Source organism: Microvirga sp. jy35 (assembly GCF_056148915.1).
Genome location: NZ_JBWBEW010000007.1, coordinates 172,565 through 195,910, shown reverse-complemented (window position 1 = coordinate 195,910; position 23,346 = coordinate 172,565). Strand labels below are relative to the sequence as shown.

Annotated in this window: 24 protein-coding genes; 12 read left to right on the top strand and 12 right to left on the bottom strand. The window is 66.0% G+C overall.

Going from position 1 to position 23,346, the window contains the following annotated elements; translation table 11 throughout:
* Window positions 1-3: 3 nt before the first annotated feature.
* The 4 genes from AC0QTX_RS08390 to mnmE form a co-directional block, all read right to left on the bottom strand.
* Window positions 4-843 (bottom strand): ParA family protein, encoded by an 840-nt coding sequence (locus AC0QTX_RS08390; RefSeq protein ID WP_474603366.1) that lies wholly within the window; start codon window positions 841-843, stop codon window positions 4-6.
* Entirely contained in the window at window positions 840-1,466 is a 627-nt protein-coding gene (rsmG, locus tag AC0QTX_RS08385; protein WP_474603365.1) for a 16S rRNA (guanine(527)-N(7))-methyltransferase RsmG, read from the bottom strand. Before rsmG ends, AC0QTX_RS08390 begins: the two co-directional genes overlap by 4 nt.
* Window positions 1,463-3,349: a tRNA uridine-5-carboxymethylaminomethyl(34) synthesis enzyme MnmG gene (gene mnmG / locus AC0QTX_RS08380; RefSeq protein ID WP_474603364.1), complete on the bottom strand. Its 1,887-nt coding sequence runs from the start codon at window positions 3,347-3,349 to the stop codon at window positions 1,463-1,465. The genes rsmG and mnmG overlap by 4 nt, the downstream gene beginning before the upstream one ends.
* Window positions 3,350-3,564: 215 nt before the next feature.
* Window positions 3,565-4,875 carry a tRNA uridine-5-carboxymethylaminomethyl(34) synthesis GTPase MnmE gene (gene mnmE, locus AC0QTX_RS08375; protein ID WP_474603363.1) on the bottom strand — a complete coding sequence of 437 codons (1,311 nt, stop codon included), beginning with the start codon at window positions 4,873-4,875 and terminating at the stop codon, window positions 3,565-3,567.
* A gap of 128 nt (window positions 4,876-5,003) precedes the next feature.
* Here mnmE and AC0QTX_RS08370 point away from each other — a divergent pair, with 128 nt between their 5' ends.
* Entirely contained in the window at window positions 5,004-7,028 is a 2,025-nt protein-coding gene (locus AC0QTX_RS08370) for a thioredoxin domain-containing protein (protein ID WP_474603362.1), read from the top strand.
* Between the two features lie 9 nt (window positions 7,029-7,037).
* Here the strand turns inward: AC0QTX_RS08370 and AC0QTX_RS08365 are convergent, their stop codons facing one another.
* Window positions 7,038-7,547 carry an Lrp/AsnC family transcriptional regulator gene (locus AC0QTX_RS08365; protein WP_474603361.1) on the bottom strand — a complete coding sequence of 170 codons (510 nt, stop codon included), beginning with the start codon at window positions 7,545-7,547 and terminating at the stop codon, window positions 7,038-7,040.
* Between the two features lie 123 nt (window positions 7,548-7,670).
* On the opposite strand from AC0QTX_RS08365, the gene AC0QTX_RS08360 reads away from it, so the two are divergent.
* Window positions 7,671-8,600 (top strand): DMT family transporter, encoded by a 930-nt coding sequence (locus AC0QTX_RS08360; protein WP_474603360.1) that lies wholly within the window; start codon window positions 7,671-7,673, stop codon window positions 8,598-8,600.
* Window positions 8,601-9,285: 685 nt separating this feature from the next.
* Here the strand turns inward: AC0QTX_RS08360 and rho are convergent.
* The 3 genes from rho to hemE form a co-directional block, all read right to left on the bottom strand.
* Entirely contained in the window at window positions 9,286-10,551 is a 1,266-nt protein-coding gene (gene rho, locus AC0QTX_RS08355) for a transcription termination factor Rho (protein ID WP_474603359.1), read from the bottom strand.
* A gap of 374 nt (window positions 10,552-10,925) precedes the next feature.
* Window positions 10,926-11,354: a protoporphyrinogen oxidase HemJ gene (hemJ, locus tag AC0QTX_RS08350; RefSeq protein WP_474603392.1), complete on the bottom strand. Its 429-nt coding sequence runs from the start codon at window positions 11,352-11,354 to the stop codon at window positions 10,926-10,928.
* Between the two features lie 9 nt (window positions 11,355-11,363).
* Complete coding sequence (hemE, locus tag AC0QTX_RS08345) at window positions 11,364-12,401, bottom strand: uroporphyrinogen decarboxylase (RefSeq protein ID WP_474603358.1); 1,038 nt, start codon at window positions 12,399-12,401, stop codon at window positions 11,364-11,366.
* Window positions 12,402-12,898: 497 nt separating this feature from the next.
* On the opposite strand from hemE, the gene AC0QTX_RS08340 reads away from it, so the two are divergent.
* Genes AC0QTX_RS08340 through dnaQ form a run of 5 tightly spaced genes read left to right on the top strand, consistent with a single transcriptional unit; the run spans window position 12,899 to window position 16,551 of the window.
* Window positions 12,899-13,729, top strand: coding sequence for a pyruvate, water dikinase regulatory protein (locus tag AC0QTX_RS08340; RefSeq protein ID WP_474603357.1), 831 nt, complete (start codon window positions 12,899-12,901; stop codon window positions 13,727-13,729).
* 3 nt (window positions 13,730-13,732) lie between these two features.
* Window positions 13,733-14,350 (top strand): Maf family protein, encoded by a 618-nt coding sequence (locus AC0QTX_RS08335; protein WP_474603356.1) that lies wholly within the window; start codon window positions 13,733-13,735, stop codon window positions 14,348-14,350.
* Window positions 14,351-14,362: 12 nt separating this feature from the next.
* Window positions 14,363-15,211 (top strand): shikimate dehydrogenase, encoded by an 849-nt coding sequence (locus AC0QTX_RS08330; RefSeq protein ID WP_474603355.1) that lies wholly within the window; start codon window positions 14,363-14,365, stop codon window positions 15,209-15,211.
* Window positions 15,208-15,813, top strand: a complete 606-nt coding sequence (gene coaE / locus AC0QTX_RS08325; RefSeq protein ID WP_474603354.1) for a dephospho-CoA kinase — start codon at window positions 15,208-15,210, stop codon at window positions 15,811-15,813. The genes AC0QTX_RS08330 and coaE overlap by 4 nt, the downstream gene beginning before the upstream one ends.
* Window positions 15,814-15,828: 15 nt before the next feature.
* The gene (dnaQ, locus tag AC0QTX_RS08320; RefSeq protein WP_474603353.1) at window positions 15,829-16,551 is read left to right on the top strand and encodes a DNA polymerase III subunit epsilon; all 723 of its coding nucleotides are present in this window, start codon (window positions 15,829-15,831) and stop codon (window positions 16,549-16,551) included.
* A 247-nt stretch (window positions 16,552-16,798) separates the two neighbouring features.
* Here dnaQ and secB read toward each other — a convergent pair whose 3' ends face one another.
* Window positions 16,799-17,281 (bottom strand): protein-export chaperone SecB, encoded by a 483-nt coding sequence (gene secB / locus AC0QTX_RS08315; protein ID WP_474603352.1) that lies wholly within the window; start codon window positions 17,279-17,281, stop codon window positions 16,799-16,801.
* A gap of 263 nt (window positions 17,282-17,544) precedes the next feature.
* Between secB and AC0QTX_RS08310 the strand changes: the two genes are divergently transcribed.
* The 5 genes from AC0QTX_RS08310 to AC0QTX_RS08290 all read left to right on the top strand — a co-directional run bounded on the left by AC0QTX_RS08310 (window position 17,545) and on the right by AC0QTX_RS08290 (window position 21,786).
* Window positions 17,545-18,267: a Tim44/TimA family putative adaptor protein gene (locus AC0QTX_RS08310; protein WP_474603351.1), complete on the top strand. Its 723-nt coding sequence runs from the start codon at window positions 17,545-17,547 to the stop codon at window positions 18,265-18,267.
* The gene (gene mltA, locus AC0QTX_RS08305; protein WP_474603350.1) at window positions 18,264-19,448 is read left to right on the top strand and encodes a murein transglycosylase A; all 1,185 of its coding nucleotides are present in this window, start codon (window positions 18,264-18,266) and stop codon (window positions 19,446-19,448) included. The genes AC0QTX_RS08310 and mltA overlap by 4 nt, the downstream gene beginning before the upstream one ends.
* Window positions 19,445-20,008: a Smr/MutS family protein gene (locus tag AC0QTX_RS08300; protein WP_474603349.1), complete on the top strand. Its 564-nt coding sequence runs from the start codon at window positions 19,445-19,447 to the stop codon at window positions 20,006-20,008. The genes mltA and AC0QTX_RS08300 overlap by 4 nt, the downstream gene beginning before the upstream one ends.
* Window positions 20,009-20,077: 69 nt before the next feature.
* The gene (locus tag AC0QTX_RS08295) at window positions 20,078-20,494 is read left to right on the top strand and encodes a helix-turn-helix domain-containing protein (RefSeq protein WP_474603348.1); all 417 of its coding nucleotides are present in this window, start codon (window positions 20,078-20,080) and stop codon (window positions 20,492-20,494) included.
* Between the two features lie 290 nt (window positions 20,495-20,784).
* The gene (locus AC0QTX_RS08290) at window positions 20,785-21,786 is read left to right on the top strand and encodes an adenosine kinase (RefSeq protein WP_474603347.1); all 1,002 of its coding nucleotides are present in this window, start codon (window positions 20,785-20,787) and stop codon (window positions 21,784-21,786) included.
* A 156-nt stretch (window positions 21,787-21,942) separates the two neighbouring features.
* Here the strand turns inward: AC0QTX_RS08290 and AC0QTX_RS08285 are convergent, their stop codons facing one another.
* From AC0QTX_RS08285 to AC0QTX_RS08275, 3 genes are read right to left on the bottom strand one after another with little or no spacing between them, the layout of a single operon-like run.
* On the bottom strand, window positions 21,943-22,461 hold the full coding sequence (locus tag AC0QTX_RS08285) for a YidH family protein (protein WP_474603346.1): 519 nt from the start codon (window positions 22,459-22,461) through the stop codon (window positions 21,943-21,945).
* Window positions 22,462-22,511: 50 nt separating this feature from the next.
* Window positions 22,512-22,865 carry a hypothetical protein gene (locus tag AC0QTX_RS08280; RefSeq protein WP_474603345.1) on the bottom strand — a complete coding sequence of 118 codons (354 nt, stop codon included), beginning with the start codon at window positions 22,863-22,865 and terminating at the stop codon, window positions 22,512-22,514.
* A gap of 7 nt (window positions 22,866-22,872) precedes the next feature.
* On the bottom strand, window positions 22,873-23,343 hold the full coding sequence (locus tag AC0QTX_RS08275) for a GNAT family N-acetyltransferase (protein WP_474603344.1): 471 nt from the start codon (window positions 23,341-23,343) through the stop codon (window positions 22,873-22,875).
* Window positions 23,344-23,346 lie beyond the last annotated feature (3 nt).

Below are 23,346 nucleotides of genomic sequence, written 5' to 3'. Positions count from 1 at the left end.
CTCTCAGGCGGCGCGCAGCGCGCGTTCGCGCTGGATGACTTCGGAGGCCAGCCGCAGATAGGCCTGCGAGCCGGCGCATTTCAGATCGTAGAGCAGAACCGGCTTGCCGTGGGACGGCGCCTCCGACACGCGCACATTGCGCGGGATCATGGTCTCATAGACCTTGGCGCCCATGAACTGGCGCACATCCGCCACCACCTGCCCCGAGAGGTTGTTGCGCGGGTCGAACATGGTCAGCACGACCCCATGGATGGTCAGGTCCGGGTTCAGGGCCGAACGGACCTGTTCGACCGTCTTGAGCAGCTGGCTGAGACCTTCCAGAGCAAAAAATTCGCATTGGAGCGGTACCAGAACCGCGTCAGCTGCGGTCAAGGCGTTGATGGTCAGGAGATTGAGCGATGGCGGGCAATCGATCAAAATATAGGTAAAAGGTTCGCTTACCTCGGAGGCCGAAAGCTCTTGAATAGCCGAGCGGAGGCGATGGGCCCGATTTCGCTCATGGGCGATCTCCAACTCGACACCCAGGAGGTCGAGAGTGGAGGGCGCGACGGACAATCCGGGAACCACCGTCTCGGTGATGCTCTCGTCCAGGGACGCCTCGCCGGCCAGTACATGGTAGGTCGAGATCTGTCGGTTCTTGCGGTCGATGCCGAGACCCGTCGAAGCATTGCCCTGCGGGTCGAGATCGATGATCAGCACCTTCTCGCCGATGGCCGCGAGTGCCGTACCCAGATTAATCGCCGTCGTGGTCTTGCCGACGCCGCCCTTCTGATTGGCGAGCACGAGAACGCGCGGCTTCACCCCACGCGCGCCTGCTTCGGGTCCGTTGCGGTCGGTCATCATGAATGGCTCTCGATGGAGGTTATGCGAAGAATCCTGGCGTTGGAATCGGTCAAGCTCGGCAGGGTCTCCGCCTCGAATGTCCACTTTTTCCGGGCCTCGGTCAATTCGATCTCGACGTCGCGGCCCTTGGGGAAGAGGCCCATAGTCCCCGCTTTCAACACCGGCGCGGTCCAGTCCAGGAGCTGTGGCAGTGCCGCCAGGGCGCGGGCCGAGACCACATCGGCCTTGCCGACGAAGCCGGGAATCACTGTCTCCAATCGCGCTTCGTGCACGGTCGCGGCTGAGCCGGTCAGCCGGGAGATGTGCCGAAGGAAGGCGCATTTGCGCGAATTGCTCTCAACCAGATGGACCCTCAGCCCCCTCTCCGCCCCTGCGATGGCAAGAACGAGGCCGGGAAAACCGGCGCCTGAGCCGAGGTCGAGCCACGTTTTGGCGTCGGGCGCGAGGTCGAGGAGCTGGAGCGAATCGACGATGTGGCGCTCCCAGATCTGGTCGAGCGTGGCCGGACCGACGAGGTTCTTGATCGCCTGCCAGCGGCGAAGCTCCCGCTCGAGCAGCTCTAGCTTCTCGAATGTTTCACGTGAAACATTGAGGTCGGATGCAGTCCTGGCTGCCGAGCTCATGCCTGCCCCGCTCCGACGGAACGAGCAGAGCGGCCCGGCGCCTTGCGGGCATGGGCGGCCAGAAGGGTCAGGGCTGCGGGCGTGATCCCCTCGATGCGGGCGGCCTGCCCGAGGGTCTTCGGCCGGACCAGATCGAGCTTGGCCTTGATCTCGTTCGACAGTCCAGGCAGCTCCTGGAAGTCGATGCTCTCCTCCAGCACAACGCTCTCGTCGCGGCGGTAGGCGGCAATGTCCGCCTGCTGCCGATCGAGATAGACCGCGTAGGTGGCGTCCGTCTCCAGGCGCTCACGAACGGGAGCGCTGACCGAGCCGAGATCCGGCCAGATCCGCAGCAGGTGGGACCAGCCGATATTGGGATAGGAGAGAAGCTGATAGGCCGAGCGGCGGATGCCGTCCTGGTTGAGCTCGAGCCCGTGCCGCGCCGCCTCCTGGGGGGTCACGGCCAGCGTCTGAAGTCGCTGCCGGGTCTCGCGAATATCCTCTTGAGAACGACGAAAATGCTCTTCGCGCTGCGACCCGACACAGCCGATCTCCACCCCCTTGCCGGTCAGCCGCTCGTCCACGTTGTCGATGCGCAGGCTGAGCCGGTACTCGGACCGGGAGGTGAACATGCGGTAGGGCTCGCTCACCCCGCGGGTGATCAGGTCGTCGACGAGCACGCCGATGTAGGATTCGGCCCGGTCGAACACGATGCCGTCCTGGCCGGCAGCCCGGCGGGCGGCATTCAGGCCGGCCACAAGACCCTGGGCTGCCGCCTCCTCGTAGCCGGTGGTGCCGTTGATCTGGCCGGCGAGGAAGAGCCCCTGCACGGCCTTGGTCTCGAGCCCGAACGTCAGGTTTCGCGGATCGACATAGTCGTACTCGATGGCATAGGCCGGCTGGAGCATGCGCACCTTCTCCAAGCCTGGGATGTGCTGCAGGAACGCGAGCTGCACGTCCTCCGGCAGGGAGGTGGAGATCCCGTTGGGATAGACCGTGGTGTCGTCGAGGCCCTCCGGCTCCAGGAAGATCTGGTGCCCGTCCCGGTCGCCGAAGCGCACCACCTTGTCCTCGATGGACGGGCAGTAGCGTGGACCCGTCCCCTGGATCTCGCCCGAATACATGGCCGAGCGGTGCAGGTTGGCCCGGATCAGGTCGTGCACCTTGGCCGTTGTGCGGGTGACGCCGCACTCGATCTGCGGATTGTCGATGCGGCTGGTGAGCAGCGAGAACGGCACCGGCTCGTCATCCGCCGCCTGCTTGTCGACGCCGGCCCAGTCGATGGTGCGGCCGTCGAGGCGGGGCGGGGTGCCGGTCTTGAGGCGGCCCAGCGCGAAGCCGAGCCTGGCAAAGGTCTTGGGCAGACCGAGGGATGGCCGCTCGCCCATGCGGCCGGCCGGGATCTTCCTCTCGCCGATATGGATCAGGCCTGACAGGAAGGTGCCGGTGGTGATGACCACGGCACCGGCTCCAAGCTCACGGTCGTCCGTGAGCAGCAGGCCGGCGATCCGGTCCGCGCGGACGATGAGGTCGTCGGCCTCCCCCTCGACGATGGTCAGGTTCGGCGTATTCAGGAGCTCCGCCTGCATGGCGCGGGCGTAAAGCTTGCGGTCGGCCTGGGTGCGGGGTCCGCGCACGGCAGGTCCCTTGCGGCGGTTGAGAAGCCGGAACTGAATGCCGGCCCTGTCGGCGATGCGGCCCATGATGCCGTCGAGGGCATCGATCTCGCGCACGAGATGGCCCTTGCCCAGGCCGCCGATGGCCGGGTTGCACGACATGGCGCCCACCGTCGACAGCTTATGCGTCACAAGCGCGGTCTTCGCTCCCATGCGCGCGGCCGCCGCAGCCGCTTCGGCCCCGGCATGGCCGCCGCCTACGACGATCACATCGAATACAGTACTCATGACGCTTTCCATCATCGGGGTCTACGAGGCGGCGGGTCGAAGGTCAAAAGGGCAAAATGTTTCACGTGAAACATTCCGGGCGATCCCCAGCTCCGCACAACCTTTCCACAGGCCGTCCAGAGCGGATTCAGCACCGTTCCACCGATTCGTGAACAGTCGAAATCAGGAGCCTGGTCGATTTTCCGGATGGTTATCGGCCCCCGTCGCCAGCCTGGCTATTTTCCGATGCAGAAACTGGAGAACAGGCGGCCGAGCACGTCCTCCACATCCACCCGGCCGGTGATCTCGCCGATGGAGCGGGCTGCGAGCCTCACCTCCTCGGCGGCGAGCTCCAAAGGCCCGCGCCCGATCAGCAGGGCGTCGGCCCGGTCCAGGGATGCATGGGCCCTTTCCAAGGCCTTTCGATGGCGCTCACGGGTGATGACCGGATCACCCTGCCCCATGAGGCTTGCCGCCTCCGCTTCGAGACGGGCGATCAGTTCCGGCAGCCCCTCCCCGGTCGCTGCCGCGATCGTCAGGTCGCAATCGGGCCGCGTCCGGCTGAGGTCCGCTTTCGTCCCCACTTTCAACAGGCGCCGGGCGGGCGGAGGCGCGCCTTCCTCCTCGTCCGGAGGCATGAGCCAGAGGACGAGGTCTGCATCCTGCGCCCGGGCCCAGGCCCGGGAGACACCCTCCTGCTCGATGAGGTCGCTACTCTCTCTCAGGCCCGCGGTGTCGACGATGACCACCGGCAACCCGCCGAGGTCGCAATGGACCTCGATGACGTCGCGCGTCGTTCCGGCAATGGGCGACACAATCGCCACGTCTCGCCGGGCGAGGGCGTTGAGCAGGGTCGACTTGCCCGCATTGGGCGGGCCCGCGAGCACGACGGTCAGACCCTCCCGCAGCCGCTCTCCGCTGCGGTTGGCGAGCGCAAGGCCGATCTCCCCCCGGACCCGGTCGATCATGCGGACGATGTCGGCCTCAAGATCCTCCGGCACGTCGCCTTCGTCGGAAAAGTCCAGGCTTGCCTCGAGCAGCGCCAGAACCTGCAGGATGCTCTCGCGCCAGCCCTCGGCGGCATTCCCGAGATGTCCGCCGAGCTGGAGCATGGCCTGCCGGCGCTGAGCCTCCGTCTCGGCATCGATGATGTCGGCAAGGCCTTCGACTTGGGACAGGTCCATCCGCCCGTTGAGAAAGGCCCGGCGGGTGAACTCGCCGGCCTCCGCCGGGCGGCAGCCCTCGACGGACGAGAGGGCCCGCAGCACGGCCGCACGGGTGGCGAGGCCGCCATGGATATGCAGCTCGGCCTGGTCCTCGCCGGTAAAGCTCCCCGGCCCCGGCATCCAGAGCACGAGGGCCTGGTCGAGGGGGTCGCCGGTTTGGGGGCTGCGCAAGGTCCGCACCACCGCCCTGCGGGGCTCCGGCACCCCGCCTGTGATCTGCTCCAGGAGGCCCCGGCAGCCCGGCCCGCTGATCCGGATCAGGCACACGGCAGCCCGGCCGTGGCCGGAAGCAATGGCGAAGATCGTGTCGTCGGACCGCATGCGCGTGAAACTCCTGAAGAGAAGAGGATTTAACCCTGGCGGAGCCCTAAAACAAAAGAGCACCCGGGTCCGGTTCAACCCGGATCGATCATCCCCGCCGGGTTACCCCGGAATCAGGAGCAGGACCGATGAATCGTCTTGAAGCGGCCAGTTCCCCCTATCTCCTGCAGCACCGGGACAATCCTGTCCATTGGTGGGAGTGGGGCCCCGAGGCCCTGGCCGAGGCCAAGCGGCAGGGCAAGCCGATCCTGATCTCCATCGGCTATGCCGCCTGCCACTGGTGCCATGTGATGGCGCACGAGAGCTTCGAGGATCCGGCCGTCGCGGAGGTCATGAACGAGCTCTATATGAATATCAAGGTCGACCGGGAGGAACGGCCCGACGTGGACCATGTCTACATGAGCGCGCTGCACCTCCTGGGCGAGCCCGGCGGCTGGCCGCTCACCATGTTCCTGACCCCGGAGGGCGAGCCGTTCTGGGGCGGCACCTATTTCCCGAAGGAGCCGCGCTTCGGCCGCCCTGGCTTCCCCCAGGTGCTGCGCGAGATCAGCCGCCTCTATCATGCGGAGCCCGAGCGAATCTCCAAGAACCGCGATGCCATCAAGCAGCATCTGGCCAAGGTGGAGGCGGGCGACGGCGGCGTGCTCGGTCTTGCCGATCTCGACCGGATGGGATTGCGGCTGACGGAGCTGATCGACACGGAGCATGGCGGGCTCAAGGGAGCCCCGAAGTTTCCGAACCCGCCGATCCTCGAATATCTCCTGCGCTACGCCGGCCGCAGCAACGACGGCGCGGCGCGGCATCGCTTCCTCCTGACCCTGGAGCGCATGGCGCTCGGCGGCATCCAGGATCATCTCGGCGGGGGCTTCGCCCGCTATTCCGTGGACGAGCGCTGGCTCGTGCCGCATTTCGAGAAGATGCTCTACGACAACGCCCAGCTCCTGGAGCTCTACGCCCTGGGCTTTGCGGAAACCGGCCGCCCCCTCTTCCGGCAGGCGGCCGAGGGCATCGTCACCTGGCTCGAGCGCGAGATGACCACGCCGGAGGGCGGCTTCGCGTCCAGCCTCGATGCGGATTCGGAGGGCGAGGAGGGCCGCTTCTACGTCTGGAGCCTTAGCGAAATCCGCGAGGCCCTGGGTGAGGAGGACGCGGCGTTCTTCGCAAAAGTCTACGACATCACGGAAGCGGGAAATTTCGAGGGCCACAACATCCCCAACCGGCTGATCTCCGGCGAGGCACCTGATCACGTGGAACAGCGTCTGGCCGCCCTGAGGACGAAGCTCCTAGAGCGGCGCGAGGCCCGGGTGCGGCCCGGCCTCGACGACAAGGTGCTGGCCGACTGGAACGGGCTGATGATCGGCGCCCTGGTGCGGGCCGCTCCCCTCCTCGGCCGGCCCGACTGGATCGCCCTCGCGGCCCGAGCCTATCGATTCGTGGCCGGATCGATGAGCCGGAACGGCCAGCTCGGCCATTCCTGGCGCGGCGGCGCGCTCATCTTCCCGGGCTTCGCCCTCGACCACGCCGCCATGATGCGGGCCGCCCTCGCCCTCTTCGAGGCCACGTCGGATGCAGCCTATCTGCGGGATGCTGAAACCTGGCGCGACGTGCTGCTGACGGAGTTCAGGGTGGAGGAGACCGGCTGCCTTGCCATGACCGCCCAGGGCGCCGACCCCCTGGTGGTGCGGCCCCAGCCGACCCATGACGAGGCGGTGCGGAACGCCAATGGCGTCTTCGCCGAGGCCCTCGTGCGGCTGGCGCAGCTCACGGAGGCCGAGGGCGACATCCAGAGGGCCACCGACACCCTCGGGGCGCTCGTGAGCGTAGCCCGCGCTTCGCCCCTCGGCCATACCTCGATCCTCAACGCCCTCGACCTGCACCTGCGGGGCTTGAGCATCCTCGTCACGGGAAACGACGCAGGAGCCCTGCACGAGGCGGCCCTGCAGGTGCCCTATCCCGACCGCAGCGTCCGCTGGCTGCAGCCGGACGAAGCGCTCGATGAGAACCATCCGGCGAAAGCGCTTGCCGCCTCGGGTGCTCAGGCCCAGGCCCTCGTCTGCGCCGGCCAGCGCTGTTCGCTGCCAGTGACGGATGCGGAGGGGTTGAAGGTGCGGGTGCGGGAGATGCTGGCGTCGGAGCCCGGCAGCGCCGGATAGAAGGCCGCCTCAGCAATCCGGCTCCCGCTTCTCCGCCTCCCGCTTCAGATGGGTCAGCGGCAGGGCGGCATCGGATTTCACCCGGGTGAGCGCGAAGTTGGAGCGGATGTCGCCGATCATCGGCAGGGTCAGGAGCTTTTCCGTGAGCAGCCGCTCATAGGCCTTGAGGTTGGCCACTACGATCTCGGCGATGAAATCGGCTGAGCCCGAGACCATGTGGCACGCCACCACTTCGGGCATGGCCAGGAGCGCCTCCTGCAGGGCCTGCGCATTGTCGCGGGAGTGCTTCTCGACCTTGATCTCGACGAAAACGGTGAGCCCCAGGCCAACCGATTCCCGATCGAGCACGGCCCGGTAGCCCCGGATGAAGCCCTCGCGCTCCAGACGCCGCACCCGGCGCAGACATGGCGAGGGTGAGAGCCCGACCTGATCGGCCAGTTCCTGGTTGGTCAGACGGCCGTCGGCCTGCAGAGCGGACAGGATCCGCAGATCGATGCCGTCGAGATCGATATAGGGCATAAGCTCACTCAGGATCGTTCAAGCGCAATATTCTGCCAAGATCGGGCCCACCGCAAGCCAAACTTCGCAAGGACATGCCCTGCCCCGCAAGTCTATGCTCGTGACCATGGAAGGAGTCTCTTCATGTCCGATCTCGCCTCCGCATCATCGCGTCCGTCTGCCCGGCCTGTGCTGGTCGGCTGGCTGGCGGCCTTGGCCACGGTGACCATATGGGCGCTCTGGGCCGTTGCCACCCGCCATGCGGTCACGCACGACCTGCCACCCGCCGCCGTGGGCCTGCTGCGCTTCGGAGTGCCGGCTCTGGTGCTGGCGCCCGTTGCCTGGCGCATCGGCATCTTTCCCGAAGGCCTGGGTCTGCTGAAAGGCATCGGCCTTCTCGGCTCGGGCGCCCCGTTCTTCCTCATCGTCGCCTTAGGGATGCAGTTCGCCCCGGCGGCGGAGATCGGTCCGCTTCTGCCGGGCACCATGCCGTTCTTCGTGGCCCTCATCGGCTGGCTGGTTTTCGGCGAGCGGCTCGCAGGCGTGCGGATCCTCGGCTTCGCTCTGATCCTGATCGGCATTGCCGGCATCGGGGGATACGGGGTGCTCGTGGCGGGCAGCGGGGCCTGGCGGGGCCATCTCCTGCTGCTCACCGGCGCCTTCCTGTGGGGCATCTACACTCATGCCTATCGCCGCTCTGGCTTGTCGGCGTTTCAGGCCGCAGCTCTGATCGCCCTCTGGTCCTTCCTGATCCTTCTGCCTTTCGGCGCGCCGTCGCTGCTCCAGGCATTCCGCGATGGCCTGGCGGGCCCCGTTCTTCTCCAGGCGGTGCTCCAGGGTCTCGTCGCGGGCGTCGCCGGGATCGTGCTCTATGGCATCGCCATCGACCGTCTCGGCGCCTCGCGGGCGGCAGCCGTACCGCCCCTGTCCATCGTGCTGGCGGCCCTGCTCGCCATTCCGGCCCTGAACGAAATCCCAAGTCCCGCAGCCTGGATCGGGATAATTCTGGCGACGTCAGGCGTTGTGCTCGCAAGCGGCATCATCGGCCGGGGCTCCTCGCGCCCTGAAGGATGACCATGCGCAAGGTTTCGCCATTGCTGGAGCGCCGATGTTCTTTTTCTTCTCGAACCGACTGGGCTGCGCAGGCTCGCTCCTGATCTCAGCCGTGCTGACCCTGATCGTGCTGGCGCTCATGGGGGTGTTCTGAAGTCAAATCCCGGAAAGGAGCTTTCCGGCGTTCCCTGTACCCTCATCCTAAGACGGTCGCTTAAGCGACCTCCTCAGGATGAGGGCGGTGATTTTATGATGGTGGATAGGTGGTCTCTTCGCCAACTCATGGAGCAGGTCGAAGTCCCCACGGATCACGGCTTCCTTCTCGGCACGCGTCCAGCGTTTCACTCAACGCTAATGTGCGGTGACATCGGTGATGCGGTCGAAACGCATGAACTACGCGAGCCTCGCCGGCCTGCGCTTGGCCGTATAGCCCCGGACAAGCCCGAATGATGCTGGCTGACCCATGTCTCCAGAGCATCCAACCGGCTCGTGCCGACATAGTAGCTGCCGTCAAAGCAACGCAGGATATGAAACCAGAAGCCCTGCCCCACGTGATCTTCCTGAGTCACGAACTCTCACCTCATCCTGAGGAGCAGACATGTCTGCGTCTCGAAGGATGGTCCAGAGTGCACCGGAAGCTCCAAAACAAAAAACCCCACCCTCCTTGAGGAGGATGGGGCCGGAATTCGCAGCCGGATGGTCCGCCTCAGGTGTTCATGGAGTCGAAGAAATCGCCGTTCGACTTGGTCTGACGGAGCTTGTCGAGCAGGAACTCGATGGCGTCCACCGTGCCCATGGGATTGAGGATGCGGCGCAGCACGTACATCTTCTTGAGCGTGTCCGACGGGACCAGCAGCTCTTCCTTGCGGGTGCCGGACCGGGTGATGTCGATGGCCGGGAAGGTGCGCTTGTCGGCGACCTTGCGGTCCAGGATGATCTCCGAGTTGCCGGTGCCCTTGAACTCCTCGAAGATCACCTCGTCCATGCGCGAGCCGGTGTCGATGAGCGCGGTCGCGATGATGGTGAGCGAACCGCCCTCCTCGATGTTGCGCGCCGCACCGAAGAAGCGCTTCGGGCGCTGCAGGGCGTTGGCGTCCACACCGCCGGTGAGCACCTTGCCTGAGGACGGCACCACCGTGTTGTAGGCGCGGCCCAGACGGGTGATCGAGTCGAGCAGGATCACCACGTCGCGGCCGTGCTCCACGAGGCGCTTGGCCTTCTCGATCACCATTTCGGCCACCTGCACGTGGCGGGTCGCCGGCTCGTCGAAGGTGGAGGCCACGACCTCGCCCTTCACGGAGCGCTGCATGTCGGTGACCTCCTCCGGGCGCTCGTCGATGAGCAGCACGATGAGGTAGCACTCGGGATGGTTGGTGGTGATCGACTGCGCCACGTTCTGCATCAGCACGGTCTTGCCCGTGCGCGGCGGCGCCACGATGAGGGCGCGCTGGCCTTTGCCGATGGGCGACACGATGTCGATGATGCGCGGCGAGAAATCCTTGCGCGTCGGATCGTCGATTTCGAGCTTGAAGCGGTCGTGCGGGAAGAGCGGCGTCAGGTTGTCGAAGTGAACCTTGTGCCGGATCTTCTCGGGATCCTCGAAATTGATCGTGTTCACTTTCAGCAGGGCGAAGTAGCGCTCGCCTTCCTTGGGACCGCGGATCGGGCCGTCCACCGTGTCGCCGGTGCGCAGGCCGAACTTTCGGATCTGGCTTGGGCTGACGTAGATGTCGTCGGGTCCGGGCAGGTAGTTCGAATCGGCCGAGCGCAGGAAGCCGAAGCCGTCCTGCAGCACCTCGACGACGCCAGCGCCGATGATCTCCACCTCGCGCGCCGCCAGCTGCTTGAGGATGGCGAACATGAGCTCCTGCTTGCGCATGGTGCTCGCGTTCTCCACCTCGAGCTCCTCGGCGAAGGCGATGAGTTCGGTCGGTGTCTTGGATTTCAGGTCTTGAAGCTTGATTTCCCTCATCGGGGAACACTCTCGGGGTAAGGTCGCGGGCAGGTTGGGCTGGACGCGGAAGGAGATCGGGAAACGTTCGACAGGGCCGCCGGGTTCACGAACCGTGACTGAAGAGCCCTGAGGGCCCGTGCAGCGCACCTGTCTTTGAGGAAGAGAATTCTTATTTAGCCTTTTTCGACGAGAATCTCAAGAGGCTTTGGAACACGACCTCTTGAGCATCATCCCTGACGGGGCGCAGCGAAGATCCGGGATCGGGTGCGGAATGCGGCTGTAACCCCTCACCTGCGCCTTCAGGCGCAACCTCTCCCTGAGGGAGAGGTGAACCAGCGCCATGCGCGTCCAGCGATCCCGGGCTCTGCTGCGCAGCCCCAGGGTTGACATCGTCAGGATGAGAAAGGCTTCACGATCACCAGGATCACGATGCCGATCATCAGAACCGTCGGCACCTCGTTGAGGATGCGATAGTACTTCGCCGGACGGGTGTTCCTGTCGGCGGCGAACTCCTTCAGCCGGCGCACATAGACGCCGTGCAGGCCGGACAGGATCAGCACCAGCAGCAGCTTCCCGTGCAGCCAGCCGGAGGTGTACCAGCCGCCGTCCCAGACGAGATAGAGGCCGAGCACCCAGGTGACGATCATCGCCGGGTTGATGATCGCCTTGAGCAGGCGCCGCTCCATCATCTTGAAGGTCTCGGACTGGATCGAGCCCTTGGGGGTCTCGCTGTGATAGACGAAGAGGCGCGGCAGGTAGAGCATGCCGGCCATCCAGGCGATGACGGCGATCACGTGAAACGCCTTGAGCCACAGATACAGCATTTTACATCAAGCCCCCCGCACGCGGGCGATCATCTGCCCCACGTGCTCGGTCGGTGTCTCCGGCAGGATGCCGTGCCCGAGATTGAAGATATGCGGGCGGCCGCGGGCCGCGCTGAGGATGTGATCGATCCCCTGTTCCAGCGGCTGCCCGCCGGCAATGAGCGCCAGGGGATCGAGGTTGCCCTGCGTGGCGAGGGTGTTCGGCAGGGTCGGGAGCACAAGGGCCGGATCGAGCGTCCAGTCGAGCGCGAGCGCATCGCCGATTCCGGCGGATGCGAAGCGATGGAGGTTCGCCCCGCCGCCGCGCACGAACACGATCACCTTGGCGTCGGGCCGTGCGCTTTTGAGGCCTTCGACCATGCGGCGGATCGGGTTGACAGACAGCCGATCGAAAAGAGCCGGCGGCAGGGCGGAGCCGAAGCTCTCGAAGATCTGCACGGCTTCCGCGCCCGCATCGATCTGGCGGACAAGATAGGCCGTGGAGGCGCGCACCAGCCGGTCGATGAGCGCGTCCATGAAGGCCGGGTCGCGATAGGCGGTGATCCGGGCGGGCGCCTGGTCGGGAGTGCCCTTGCCGGCGATCATGTAGCTCGCCACGGTCCAGGGCGCGCCGCAGAAGCCGAGAAGCGTGGTCTCCTTCGGCAGGCTCTTGCTCAGACGATCGAGGGTCTCGAAAACGGGACCCAGCCGCTCCAGCGGCAGCTCGTCGGCGAGCCTGGAAAAATCCTTCGCCTCGGTGACCGGATCGAGCTTCGGCCCTTCGTTCTCGACGAAGCGCACCTCCTGGCCCAGGGCATGGGGGATGACCAGGATGTCGGAGAACAGGATCGAGGCATCGAAGCCGTAGCGGCGGATCGGCTGAAGCGTCACCTCCTCGGCGAGCCTCGGGTTGTAGCAGAGATCCAGGAAGGATCCTGCCTGTTTCCGGGTCTCCCGGTATTCCGGCAGATATCGGCCGGCCTGACGCATGATCCAGATCGGCAGAGGCCAGACCGGCTCGCCGTTCAGCACGCGCAAAATCGCCTTGGTGGAACGTGTGCTCACAGGGCCTCTCTTAAAAGAAGAATCTTTGAATCTTAGAATCTGTTGTTTCTCTTGGGCCGTGAATCACAAAGCCGCAACCCCGTCCACAGGCGGTCCACACGGGACGGGATTTAATGGTTCGTTAAGGGATGGGGCCAGGCCCGCCACAATCCTTTCCGGAATCTTAAAGCTTAACAGCCCGTTAACGAAGGTTAACCAAAACTGAAGATGGACCTTGGGGGGTGATTCGTGCCGGATTCTCCCAAATGGCCGTCCCGAGACTCGCACATGGACGAGCCTTGTTGATGGTTTGCGGCGTATCCCACAGCCCCCTGCGCTGGACCTCCCGGCCCCGGCGCTTTATCCACACTGATCGACTCCTTGTCGAGCATCGGACCCAAAAGTGGATTTGCACTTTTGGGTCCCATCCGATGCTCTATTTTTTACGGCGCATCGTCCTAAGCGGAAAACCGGATTCACTTTTCCGCACGATGCGCCAGACGCGGGGAACCAGGGCCGTGGGACGCAGCTACTTCCATCTCCATCTCGTCTCCGACTCGACGGGCGAAACCCTGATCACCGTCGCCCGCGCGGTGGTGGCGCAATATGAAGGCGTGGCCGCCATCGAGCACGTCTACCCGCTCGTGCGCTCCACCACGCAGCTCGAACGGGTGATCCACGAGATCGAGACCGCGCCCGGCATCGTGCTCTATACCCTCGTGGAGCAGGACCTCGCCAGCCGCCTGGAGGAGGTCTGCCGCGCCACCGGCTCGCCGCATCTCTCCGTGCTCGAGCCCGTCCACGCCCTCCTCTCCTCCTATCTCGGTACCCATTCGACCGCCCGTCCCGGCGCACAGCACATGCTGAACGCCGAATATTTCAAGCGCATCGACGCCATGAACTTCACGCTCATGCACGATGACGGGCATCTGCCGCACGATCTCGACGATGCGGACGTGATCCTGGTGGGGGTCAGCCGCACCTCGAAGACCCCGACCTCGGTCTATCTCGCCAACCGGGGCCTCAAGACCGCCAACATCCCCCTCGTCCCCGGCGTGCCGCCGCCGGCCGTCCTGGAGACGGCCAAGACGGCCCTGATCGTCGGCCTCGTGGCCACGCCCGAGCGCATCGTGCAGATCCGGCAGAACCGGCTTTTGAGCCTGAACGCCGATGACGACACCTCCTACGTGGACCGCGAGGCGGTGGCCGAGGAACTGGCGGCCTCCCGGCGGCTCTTCGCACGCAACGGCTGGCCCGTGATCGACGTGACGCGGCGCTCCATCGAGGAGACGGCGGCTGCGATCATCGATCTTCACCGCGACCGTCGCCAGCGCCAGCGCGCGGAGTAGGCGATGCCCATGCTCTGGACCCATTCGGAAAAGCTGCTGCTGGCCTCCACCAGCGCCACCCGCCTGACCCTGCTCGTGAGCGCCGGGCTCCCGGTCGAGACGCAGGTCTCCGGCATCGATGAGAGAGCCGTGGAAGAGGCCGCTGCGCACGAGTGCCTCGATCCGCCGGCGCTCGCCGGGCGCCTCGCGGCGGAAAAGGCCCTCGCGGTCAGCCGGCGCCACCCGGAGCGGGTGGTGCTCGGGGCCGATCAGGTGCTCGCCTGCGACGATGAGGTGTTTCACAAGCCCGCCGATCGCGACGCGGCCCGTCTCCAGCTGAAGCGCCTCGCCGGGCGGCAGCACACCCTCCATGCGGCGGGCGCTCTCGCCATCGGCGGACAGGTGGTCGAACGCTTCTCGGAAGCCGCCCGCCTCACCCTGCGGCCCCTGACGGACGAGGCTATCGGCCTCTATCTCGACCTCGCCGGTCCCGATGTGCTCAAAAGCGTCGGCGTTTACCAGCTCGAAGGGTTTGGCATCCATCTCTTCGAAGCGGTCGAAGGGGATCAATCGACGATCCTGGGGCTCCCTCTTCTGCCGCTTCTTGCAGCCCTGCGCCGTCTCGGCTGCCTTGCTCTTTAGGACTTAGAATTCATGACGAAGGCCTTCGTCGTCGGCCATCCGATCAAGCATTCCCGATCGCCGCTGATCCACGGCCACTGGCTGAAGACCTATGGTCTCGACGGCTCCTACGAGCGCGTCGATGTGGCGCCTGTGAATTTCGGGGATTTTCTGTCGGGCTTCCACGCGCAGGGCTATGCCGGCGGGAATGTCACCCTGCCCCACAAGGAGGCGGCCTTTGCCGCCGTCGCCCGGCGGACCGGGCGGGCGCAGCGGGTGGGAGCCGTCAACACGCTCTGGGTCGAGGACGGCGTGCTCTGGGGCGACAACACGGATGCGCTCGGCTTCATCGGCAATCTCGATGCCAGCCTGGGGACAGGCTGGGAACAGGATGTGGAGACCGCCCTCGTGCTCGGCGGCGGCGGTGCCGCCCGGGCCGTGGTGGCGGGCCTTCAGGATCGGCCCCTCAAGCGCATCTTCGTGGCGAACCGCACCCTGTCGAAGGCGGAAGACCTCGTCCGCGATCTCAGGCCGGGCAGTCCGGTCGCGCTCGAAACCTCGGCCTGGGAGGCGCTCGGGCGGGTGATCCCCCACGCCCATCTCATCGTCAACACCACGTCGCTGGGCATGGCGGGCCAGCCACCCCTGGCCCTCGATCTCTCCCGCGCCCCCCGCAACGCCGTGGTGGCGGACATCGTCTATGCGCCTCTGGAAACGCCGCTCCTGGCCGCCGCCGCCGCACAGAACCTGCGAACCGTCGACGGCCTCGGCATGCTGCTGCATCAGGCGGTCCCCGGATTCCGGCGCTGGTTCGGCGTGACGCCCGAGGTCACGCCCGATCTGCGGGCCTTGATCCTCGCCGACATCGGGCGCTCCACATGACCTTCGTCCTCGGCCTCACCGGCTCGATCGGCATGGGCAAGTCGGCCACCGCCGATCTCTTCCGCACCCTCGGCGTGCCGGTCCACGATGCGGATGCCACCGTGCACAGGCTCTATCGGGGCCGCGCCGCGCCGCTGATCGAAAAGGCCTTTCCCGGCACGGTGGCGAACGGCGCCGTCGATCGCATCAAGCTGGGCGCCGCCGTCCTGAACGATCCGGAGCGCATGCGGGCGCTGGAGGCCATCGTGCATCCGCTGGTGCGGGAGGAAGAGGAGAGTTTTCTCGCGACCGTTTCCGCCCTCGCCCCCCTGGCCGTCCTGGACATTCCTCTGCTCTTCGAGACCGGAGGCGACGGGCGCTGCGACGCCGTCCTGGTGGTCACGGCGCCGCCGCCCGTGCAGCGGGAGCGGGTGCTCGCCCGTCCCGGCATGACGGCGGAGAAGTTTTCTGCCATCCTGGCCAGGCAGATGCCCGACGCAGACAAGCGCGCCCGGTCGCATTTCCTGGTCGACACCAGCCGCGGCTTCGCCTCCGCCGAGGCGCAGGTTCGCTCGATCCTCGCCTGTCTCGCCGGCCGTCCCGGACGGCGTCACCGTTTTTGATGAAGAGTTTTTGTGATGTTGCGTGAAATCGTTCTCGATACCGAAACCACCGGCACCGACCCGGCCAAGGGCGACCGGGTGATCGAAATCGGCTGCGTCGAGATGCTCAACCACATCCCGACGGGCAAGAGCTACCACGTCTACATCAACCCGGAACGTCCGGTCTCCCCCGGAGCCTTCGCGGTGCACGGGCTCTCGGACGAGTTCCTGGCCGACAAGCCCGTCTTCGCGGCCATCGCGGACGAGTTCGCCGCCTTCGTGGCCGATGCCCGCCTCGTGATCCATAATGCCGCCTTCGACATCGGCTTCCTCAACGCGGAATTGGCCCGCACCGGACACCCCCCGTTCAGCCTGGCCGACGCGGTCGATACGCTCAGCATGGCCCGGCGCAAGCATCCGGGTGCGGCCAACAACCTCGATGCGCTCTGCGCCCGCTATGGCATCGACAATTCCCGGCGCACCAAGCACGGGGCGCTCCTCGACGCCGAAATCCTGGCCGAGGTCTATATCGAGCTGATCGGCGGCCGGCAGGTGGGCTTCGACCTGTCGCTGCAGCCGACCGCCCGCCGGAGCGCCGCGGCGGCGGAACGGGCCGCCCGCGACGCGAAGCCACGCATCCTGATCTCCCGCCTGACGGAGGCCGAGCGCGCCGCCCACGAGGCCTTCATCCAGTCCATCGGGCCGAGCGCGATCTGGCGCGAGTACCTCGGCGAGACGAAGCCGGAGGCTTCTTCGTAAGGCGAAAAGAATCTCACATCAGTGAGTACTTTGTCAGTGAGTACTTTGGATGTCATGGCCGGGCTTGTCCCGGCCATCTCGTTTTGAAGAGCGCTAAGCCTTTACAATCGGGATCACCGGCACAAGGCCGGTGATGACGAAGGTCAAGAATTGCCGGACAGTCCCTGAACAGGTCTGCATGAACTAAAAATCGGGCGAAGCTCCCGCCTCGCCCGACCCTTAGAACCTGCGATGTCGAGCCCGACGCTTACGACAGCGTCTGACCTGCGCCGTTCTCCTGCCCCTGCACCTCGGCGGCGCGCTGGCGGTAGAGGGCCACGAAGTCGATCGGGTCGATGTAGAGGGGCGGGAAGCCGCCGTTGCGCACCGCATCGGCCACCATCTGGCGGGCGAAGGGGAAGAGCAGGCGCGGGCACTCGATCATCACCACCGGGTGCAGCTGCTCCTGCGGGATGTTCTGGATCCGGAACACGCCCGAATAGGTGAGCTCGAAGGCGAACAGCACGTCCTTGCCGCCGATCTTGGCATCGCCCTCGAGGGTCAGGTCGATCTCGAAATCGGCCTCGGCGAGCTGCTTGGCGTTCACGTTGACCTGCAGGTTGATCTGCGGGCCTTCCGCCTGCTGCTGCAGGGAGCGGGGTGCGTTGGGGTTCTCGAAGGAGAAGTCCTTGCAGTACTGCGCAAGGGCGTTGAGCGAAGGCGCTGCGTTGTTTGCCGCATTCTCGGCCATGGGTTCATGCTCCCTAGGGGTGTCTCGTCGAGCCCGGGCGGAACGCCTCGTCAACTGAGGCGTCGGCTAGCGGCGGGCCATGGATCTTCGCGCTACCATGCTTCTCATGCGCGAAGCAAGATTTTGAGCCAACTCATTCGCTTGTCCGGGGCAGAGGTGGATGTTACGACCTCAAGACCCCATATGCGAAGGATGACACCTTCACCTCCTCGACACAACGCCCGGCAGCAACCGGGCGCGGGCAGGCTCACAACGGATCGACGATGCAGGACTCCTTCGACATCACGACCCTTATTTTCATCGTTCTCGCCGTGTTCGTGATCTGGCGCCTCCGCTCCGTGCTGGGGCAGAAGACCGGGAGCGAACAGCCGCCCTTCGATCCGATGGCGCGCCGGGATGCCCCCCTGCGCCCGGGCAATGCGCCGGCGGAGCCCGATCACAATGTGGTGCGCCTTCCCGGAGCCAACGGCCCGCGTCCTGCCGCCGACATCCCTCCGGCGGAGCGCTGGAAGGGCATCGCCGAGCCCGGCACGGCCACGGCTCAGGCGCTGGACGGCATCGTGCGGATCGAGCCGAACTTCGATGCCGCCGAATTTCTCGAAGGCGCCAAGTCCGCCTACGAAATGATCGTCACGGCTTTTGCGCAGGGCGACCGCAATACCCTCAAGGATCTTCTCTCCCGCGAGGTCTATGAGGGCTTCGAGCGCGCCATCACCGAGCGCGAGCGCCGGGGCGAGACGGTGGAAACCACCTTCGTGTCCATCGACAAGGCCGAGATGGCCGGGGCCGAGCTTCAGGGCAAGTCGGCCCAGATCGTGGTGCGTTTCCTCTCCAAGCTGATCACCGCCACCCGCGATTCCTCCGGCACTGTCGTGGACGGCAGCCTCGAGACCGTGGCCGACGTCACCGACGTGTGGACCTTCGCCCGGACGCTCGGCAGCCGCGATCCCAACTGGCTGCTCGTGGCGACCGAAGCGGGGCAATGAGAGATGCCGGGCGGGTCCTCTTCGTCTGTCTCCTTGCCGGCCTGGTCGCCTGGACGCTGAGCATGTCCGATGCCGCGGCCGGACCTTCCCTGAAGAACGTCGCACGCCTGGAGCCCCTCGCCTTCCGGGATCTCGCCGGCTGGGAGTCGGACGATCACGCGGCCGCCTACCGGGCTTTCCTGCGCTCCTGCCGGGCGCTTGAGGCCGCGTCCGCCGAGCTGCGGCCGGCGCAAGCGCCTCAAGGAGATCTCCTCGCGGTGTGCCGCGAAGCCCTGAAGAGGCCCGAGGCCGACAAGGCGGGGGCGAAGCGCTTTTTCGAGACCCATTTCCGGCCTCATAGAGTGGTCCCCCATTCGGGCGGGGGCTTTCTCACCGGCTATTACGAACCGGAATTCCAGGGCTCGCGCACCCCGGACGCCATCTACCGGGTTCCCCTGCTCGACCGGCCGCAGGACCTCGTCACCATTCCCCAAGGCGAGACCCTGCCCGGAATCGAGAAGGGCCTTCAGGCGGCACGGCGTACGGGCAACGGCTACGAGCCCTATCCGGACCGCGCCGCCATCGAGGACGGTGCCCTGGGCGCCCTCTCCAAGCCCATCGTGTACTTGAGCGAGCCGGGCGAAGCCTTCATCATCCATGTGCAGGGCTCGGCCCGCATCCGCCTCACCGACGGCTCCGTGATGCGGGTGGCCTATGCCGGCCGCAACGGGCGTCCCTACACCTCCATCGGACGGGTTCTGGTCCAGCAGGGCGAGATGGATCTGGAATCCATGACCCTCGAAAAGCTCATGGGCTGGCTCAAGGAGCATCCGGAGCCGGCCAAGACCCTGATGCGGCAGAACCGGTCCTACATCTTCTTCCGCGAGGCCGCGGAGCTGGCGCCCGAGGACGGTCCCATCGGCGGCGCCGGCCATCCGCTCGTGCCCGGCCGGAGCCTTGCCGTCGACCGATCGCTCTGGGCCTACGGCCTGCCGGTCTGGCTCGACGGTCAACTGCCCGTGACCCTCGACAGGGCGGAGCCGCTTCAGCGGCTCATGATCGCGCAGGATACGGGCTCGGCCATCGTCGGGCCGGCACGGGGCGATTTCTTCTTCGGCAGCGGCGAGGAGGCGGGCCGCCGCGCCGGGCTCCTGCGCCATCCCGTGGGCTTCGTGGTCCTGCAGCCCGAACCCCGTTCATGACCCGAAAAAGCCGCACCCGCCAGCTCAGCTCCGAGGAGAAGCGGCTCTGGTCCCATGTGGCCAGGCACGTGAAGCCCATGCAGGGCAAGGCTCTGCCGCCTGAGCCCGAGACCGAGAACAACCCCGCCGCCCCTGCCCCGCAGAGAGCCGCTCCCGTGTCCGTGCTGCCCCCTCTCCCGCCCCAGACACCCGCCCTGCCGCCGCTGGCCCCGGTGGAGCGCAGAACGCTCCAGGCCCTGCGCCGGGGCCGCAAGGACGTGGACAGCGTCATCGACCTGCACGGCATGCGCCAGGAGGAGGCGCATTTCGCCCTTCTGAGCTTCCTCCGGCGCGCGCAGAGCTCGGGTCATGCCCTCGTGCTCGTGATCACCGGCAAGGGCGGCGCTGCCGCCGGCAACAGCCTGTTCGAGGAACGGGGCGTCCTGCGCCGCATGGTGCCGCACTGGCTGCGGCTTCCCGACCTGCGCCACCTCGTCATCGGCTTCGAGGAGGCCTCTCCCCAGCATGGCGGATCCGGTGCACTCTATGTCAGGCTCCGCCGCCGGCGGGGCTCCGGCTGATGTCGGTCTGCTGCGCTTTCTCTCACACAACCGGCAACCACTTTTGTGGGAACGCTCTGGGTTAGGACAATGACTCCCTTCGGTGAACGGGTGCGGCAGCTGCGCCGGGAGCGCGGGCGCATGTTGAAGGACATGGCCGCTCATCTGGGCGTCTCGAGCGCCTATCTCTCGGCGCTGGAGCGCGGCGAGCGCGGCAAGCCGACCTGGACCCTCATCCAGGGCGTGCTGCAGTACTTCCACATCATCTGGGACGAGGCCGACGAACTCACGCGCCTCGCCGACCTCTCCGATCCCCGGGTGAAGATCGATACGGCCAATACCGACCCCAAGGCCACGCTGCTGGCCAATCGTCTGGCGCGGGAGATCCGCGGCCTGACACAGGACGAACTCGACCGGATGATCGCGTTGCTCGACCAGGCACAGGAGCGGGAGCGCAAAGTGACAAGCGAAAACGCCTCTTCCCTCCCCCTTGCGGGGAGGGATTGAGGGTGGGGTCGCAATGTCGGAGCGCTGCGCTCGACAAGAGCGTCAACACTCGTCCTACACGTCATCACCGGCCTTGTGCCGGTGATCCCGAATGCTTCGAGCGCAAGACTCTTCTTATCGGGATGGCCGGCACAGGGCCGGTGATGACAGGAAGGTTTCACCCGGTCGCACCACCCCCACCCGAGCGCTGCCGCGCCCACCCTCCCCGCATGGGGGAGGGAAAACCCAGCCCTTGACCTCCCCTGCCCCGGATGCGAAAGCGCCCCGTCTTGTCTCAAACCCGGTGGCTCATGTCCCAGACCCGCATCGACGTCCTCACCCTCGGCAACGCCATCGTTGACGTGCTCGCCCATACGGACGAGGCCTTCCTCCTCCAGAAGAAGGTCCACAAGGGCGCCATGCAGCTCATCGACGAGGCACGCGCCGAAGAGCTCTACGGCGACATGGGCCCGGCCATCATCGTGTCGGGGGGATCCGGCGCCAACACCGCCGCGGGCGCGGCGTCCTTCGGCGTGAAGGCGGGCTTCATCGGCAAGGTGAAGAACGACGAGACCGGCCGCCTCTTCGCCCACGACCTCAAGGCCATCGACGTCTATTACGACGTGAAGCCCGCCGAGGAGGGCCCGGCCACCGCCCGCAGCTTCATCCTGGTGACGCCGGACGGCGAGCGCACCATGAACACCTATCTCGGCGCCTGCCAGAACCTCACGCCCGACGACGTGAACCCGGACACGGTGCGCGCGTCCAGCATCGTCTATCTCGAAGGCTATCTGTGGGATCCGCCGGCCGCCAAGGAGGCTTTCCGGAAGGCGGTGAAGATCGCGCATGAAGCCGGCAACAAGGTGGCGCTGACCCTGTCCGACGCCTTCTGCGTCGACCGCTACCGCGACGAGTTCCTGGGCCTCATGCGCGACGGCAGCCTGGACATCCTCTTCGCCAATATCCACGAGCTGCAGAGTCTCTACGGCACGTCGGATGCCGACACCGCGCTCGCGGCGCTTCGCGAGGAGAACGTGCTCGGCGCCATCACCCGTTCGGCCGACGGCGCCCTGATCGTGAGCCGCGGCGAGACCAGGGCCGTGCCGGCCTTCCCCGTGGAGCGCGTGGTCGACACCACCGGCGCCGGCGACCTCTTCGCCTCCGGCTTCCTGGCCGGTCTCACCCTGAACCTGGAGCTGACCGACTGCGCCCGCCTCGGAGGCCTGGCTGCCGCCGAAATCATCAGCCATCTCGGCGCCCGCCCGCAGGTGAGCCTCAAGGAGCTGGCGCAGCAGCAGGGCTTGCTGGGCTGATGCACACTGTCATCCCGGGGCCGCACAGCCGAGCCTGGGATCCATCACCGCCGACATTGTAAAATCAATGCACGACGCTGCTCGTCTCTTTCTGAGACGTCGTGGTTATGGATCCCCGCCTGCGCGGGGATGACATCGGAGGCTATTTCGACGGCCTCACCCACCCGTCTGCCCGAACCACAGGCCGAACAGGGCCGCCAGCGATACGAGCGCCAGGAAGCCGTTGAAGATCACGAGCAGGAAGGGCGGGAGGCGCTGCACGTCCGGGTGCGGCGGCTGCGAGCCCGTGAAGACCTGACGCCAGACGGCGGACGCGAAGCAGAAGGCGCTGAACAGGATCAGGACCGAGCCCGTCGAGAGGATCATCCAGTCCGGCACCACGCCCGCGAGGAGCTTCTGCGCGCCGATGCCTGAGGCAAGCGCGGCAAGGCCGGTGCGCACCCAGGCGGCATAGGTGCGCTCGGCGGCGAAGACCGTGCGGTTGGCGGCAAGCTCCGTGCGCCGGTCGGCGCTGTCCTTCAGCTGAACGGTGGCCTTGGCAGTCGTCTTGGCTGCGGTCTGGGTGTGCTCCGCCGCCTCCTGCGTGCTCTCCGCCGCCTCCTGGGTCTGCTCGGCCGCTTCCTGCGCGTGCTCGGCGCTGCGTTTGAGCTTGTCGTCAACGGGCTGCGTGGCCATGCATCCTCCTTTTCGGAGATACAACGCTCAAGGTTGTGAAATGGTTGGCTTCAGGTGCTCGTGCCGAACAGCCCGGCCAGCAGCCAGGCGACCGCGAGCCAGGTGATGCCGCCGAGGACGAACAGGGCTCCCGTCGAAACGCTCGATGCCTTGTCGCCCCAGAGCGCATCCATGATCCGGCTCGGTTGATCCGCCGCACTGGCGGCCATCCCTGTCGACGCATTCACTCCGGGCGCCGAGCCGAAGAACATGAGGGCTCCGATGGCTCCCATTCCAAGACCTACATAGGATGCGATGTCGACCATTTCGGCAATGGAGCTTTGGCCGAGGAGCAAGACAAGTGCTGACGTGGCGGTGAGAGCCAAGATATTGAGAACAGCCAGTGCCTTGGCGAAACGCTTCATGTCAGGATCAATCCCGTCGCAGATCAAACCCCGTCTTCGTGTCACGCCTGAAACCCGCTTTTTCATAGAAACGCATGACGGCTTCGTCCTTCCGACCTGTCATGAGCATGACCTTATAGCAGTTTTCGCGCCAAGCATGATCAATGGCAGCGGCTAGAACGGCCTGTCCGATGCCAAAGCCACGATAAGCATTATGCGTGACGACATTCTCAATGAGAGCATAGGAGCGGCCGGCACGCGTGAGGTTCGGCACCACAACAAGCGTGCAGGTACCGACGAGTTCGCCTGCCAGTTCCGCCACGTAGATTGTAACACCAGATCGCCCCAAGAGATCTTGCCAAATGACTTCCGCATCGTTTTGAGCAAGTGACGGATCGCTTGGGTTGAGATGTTGGAGGAGGACGAGAAAACCCGCCATGTCCGCGTGAGCGGCCTTCCGGATCTCCAGCTGTTGCGATGGCTCAAGTTTTGAAGTCACGGA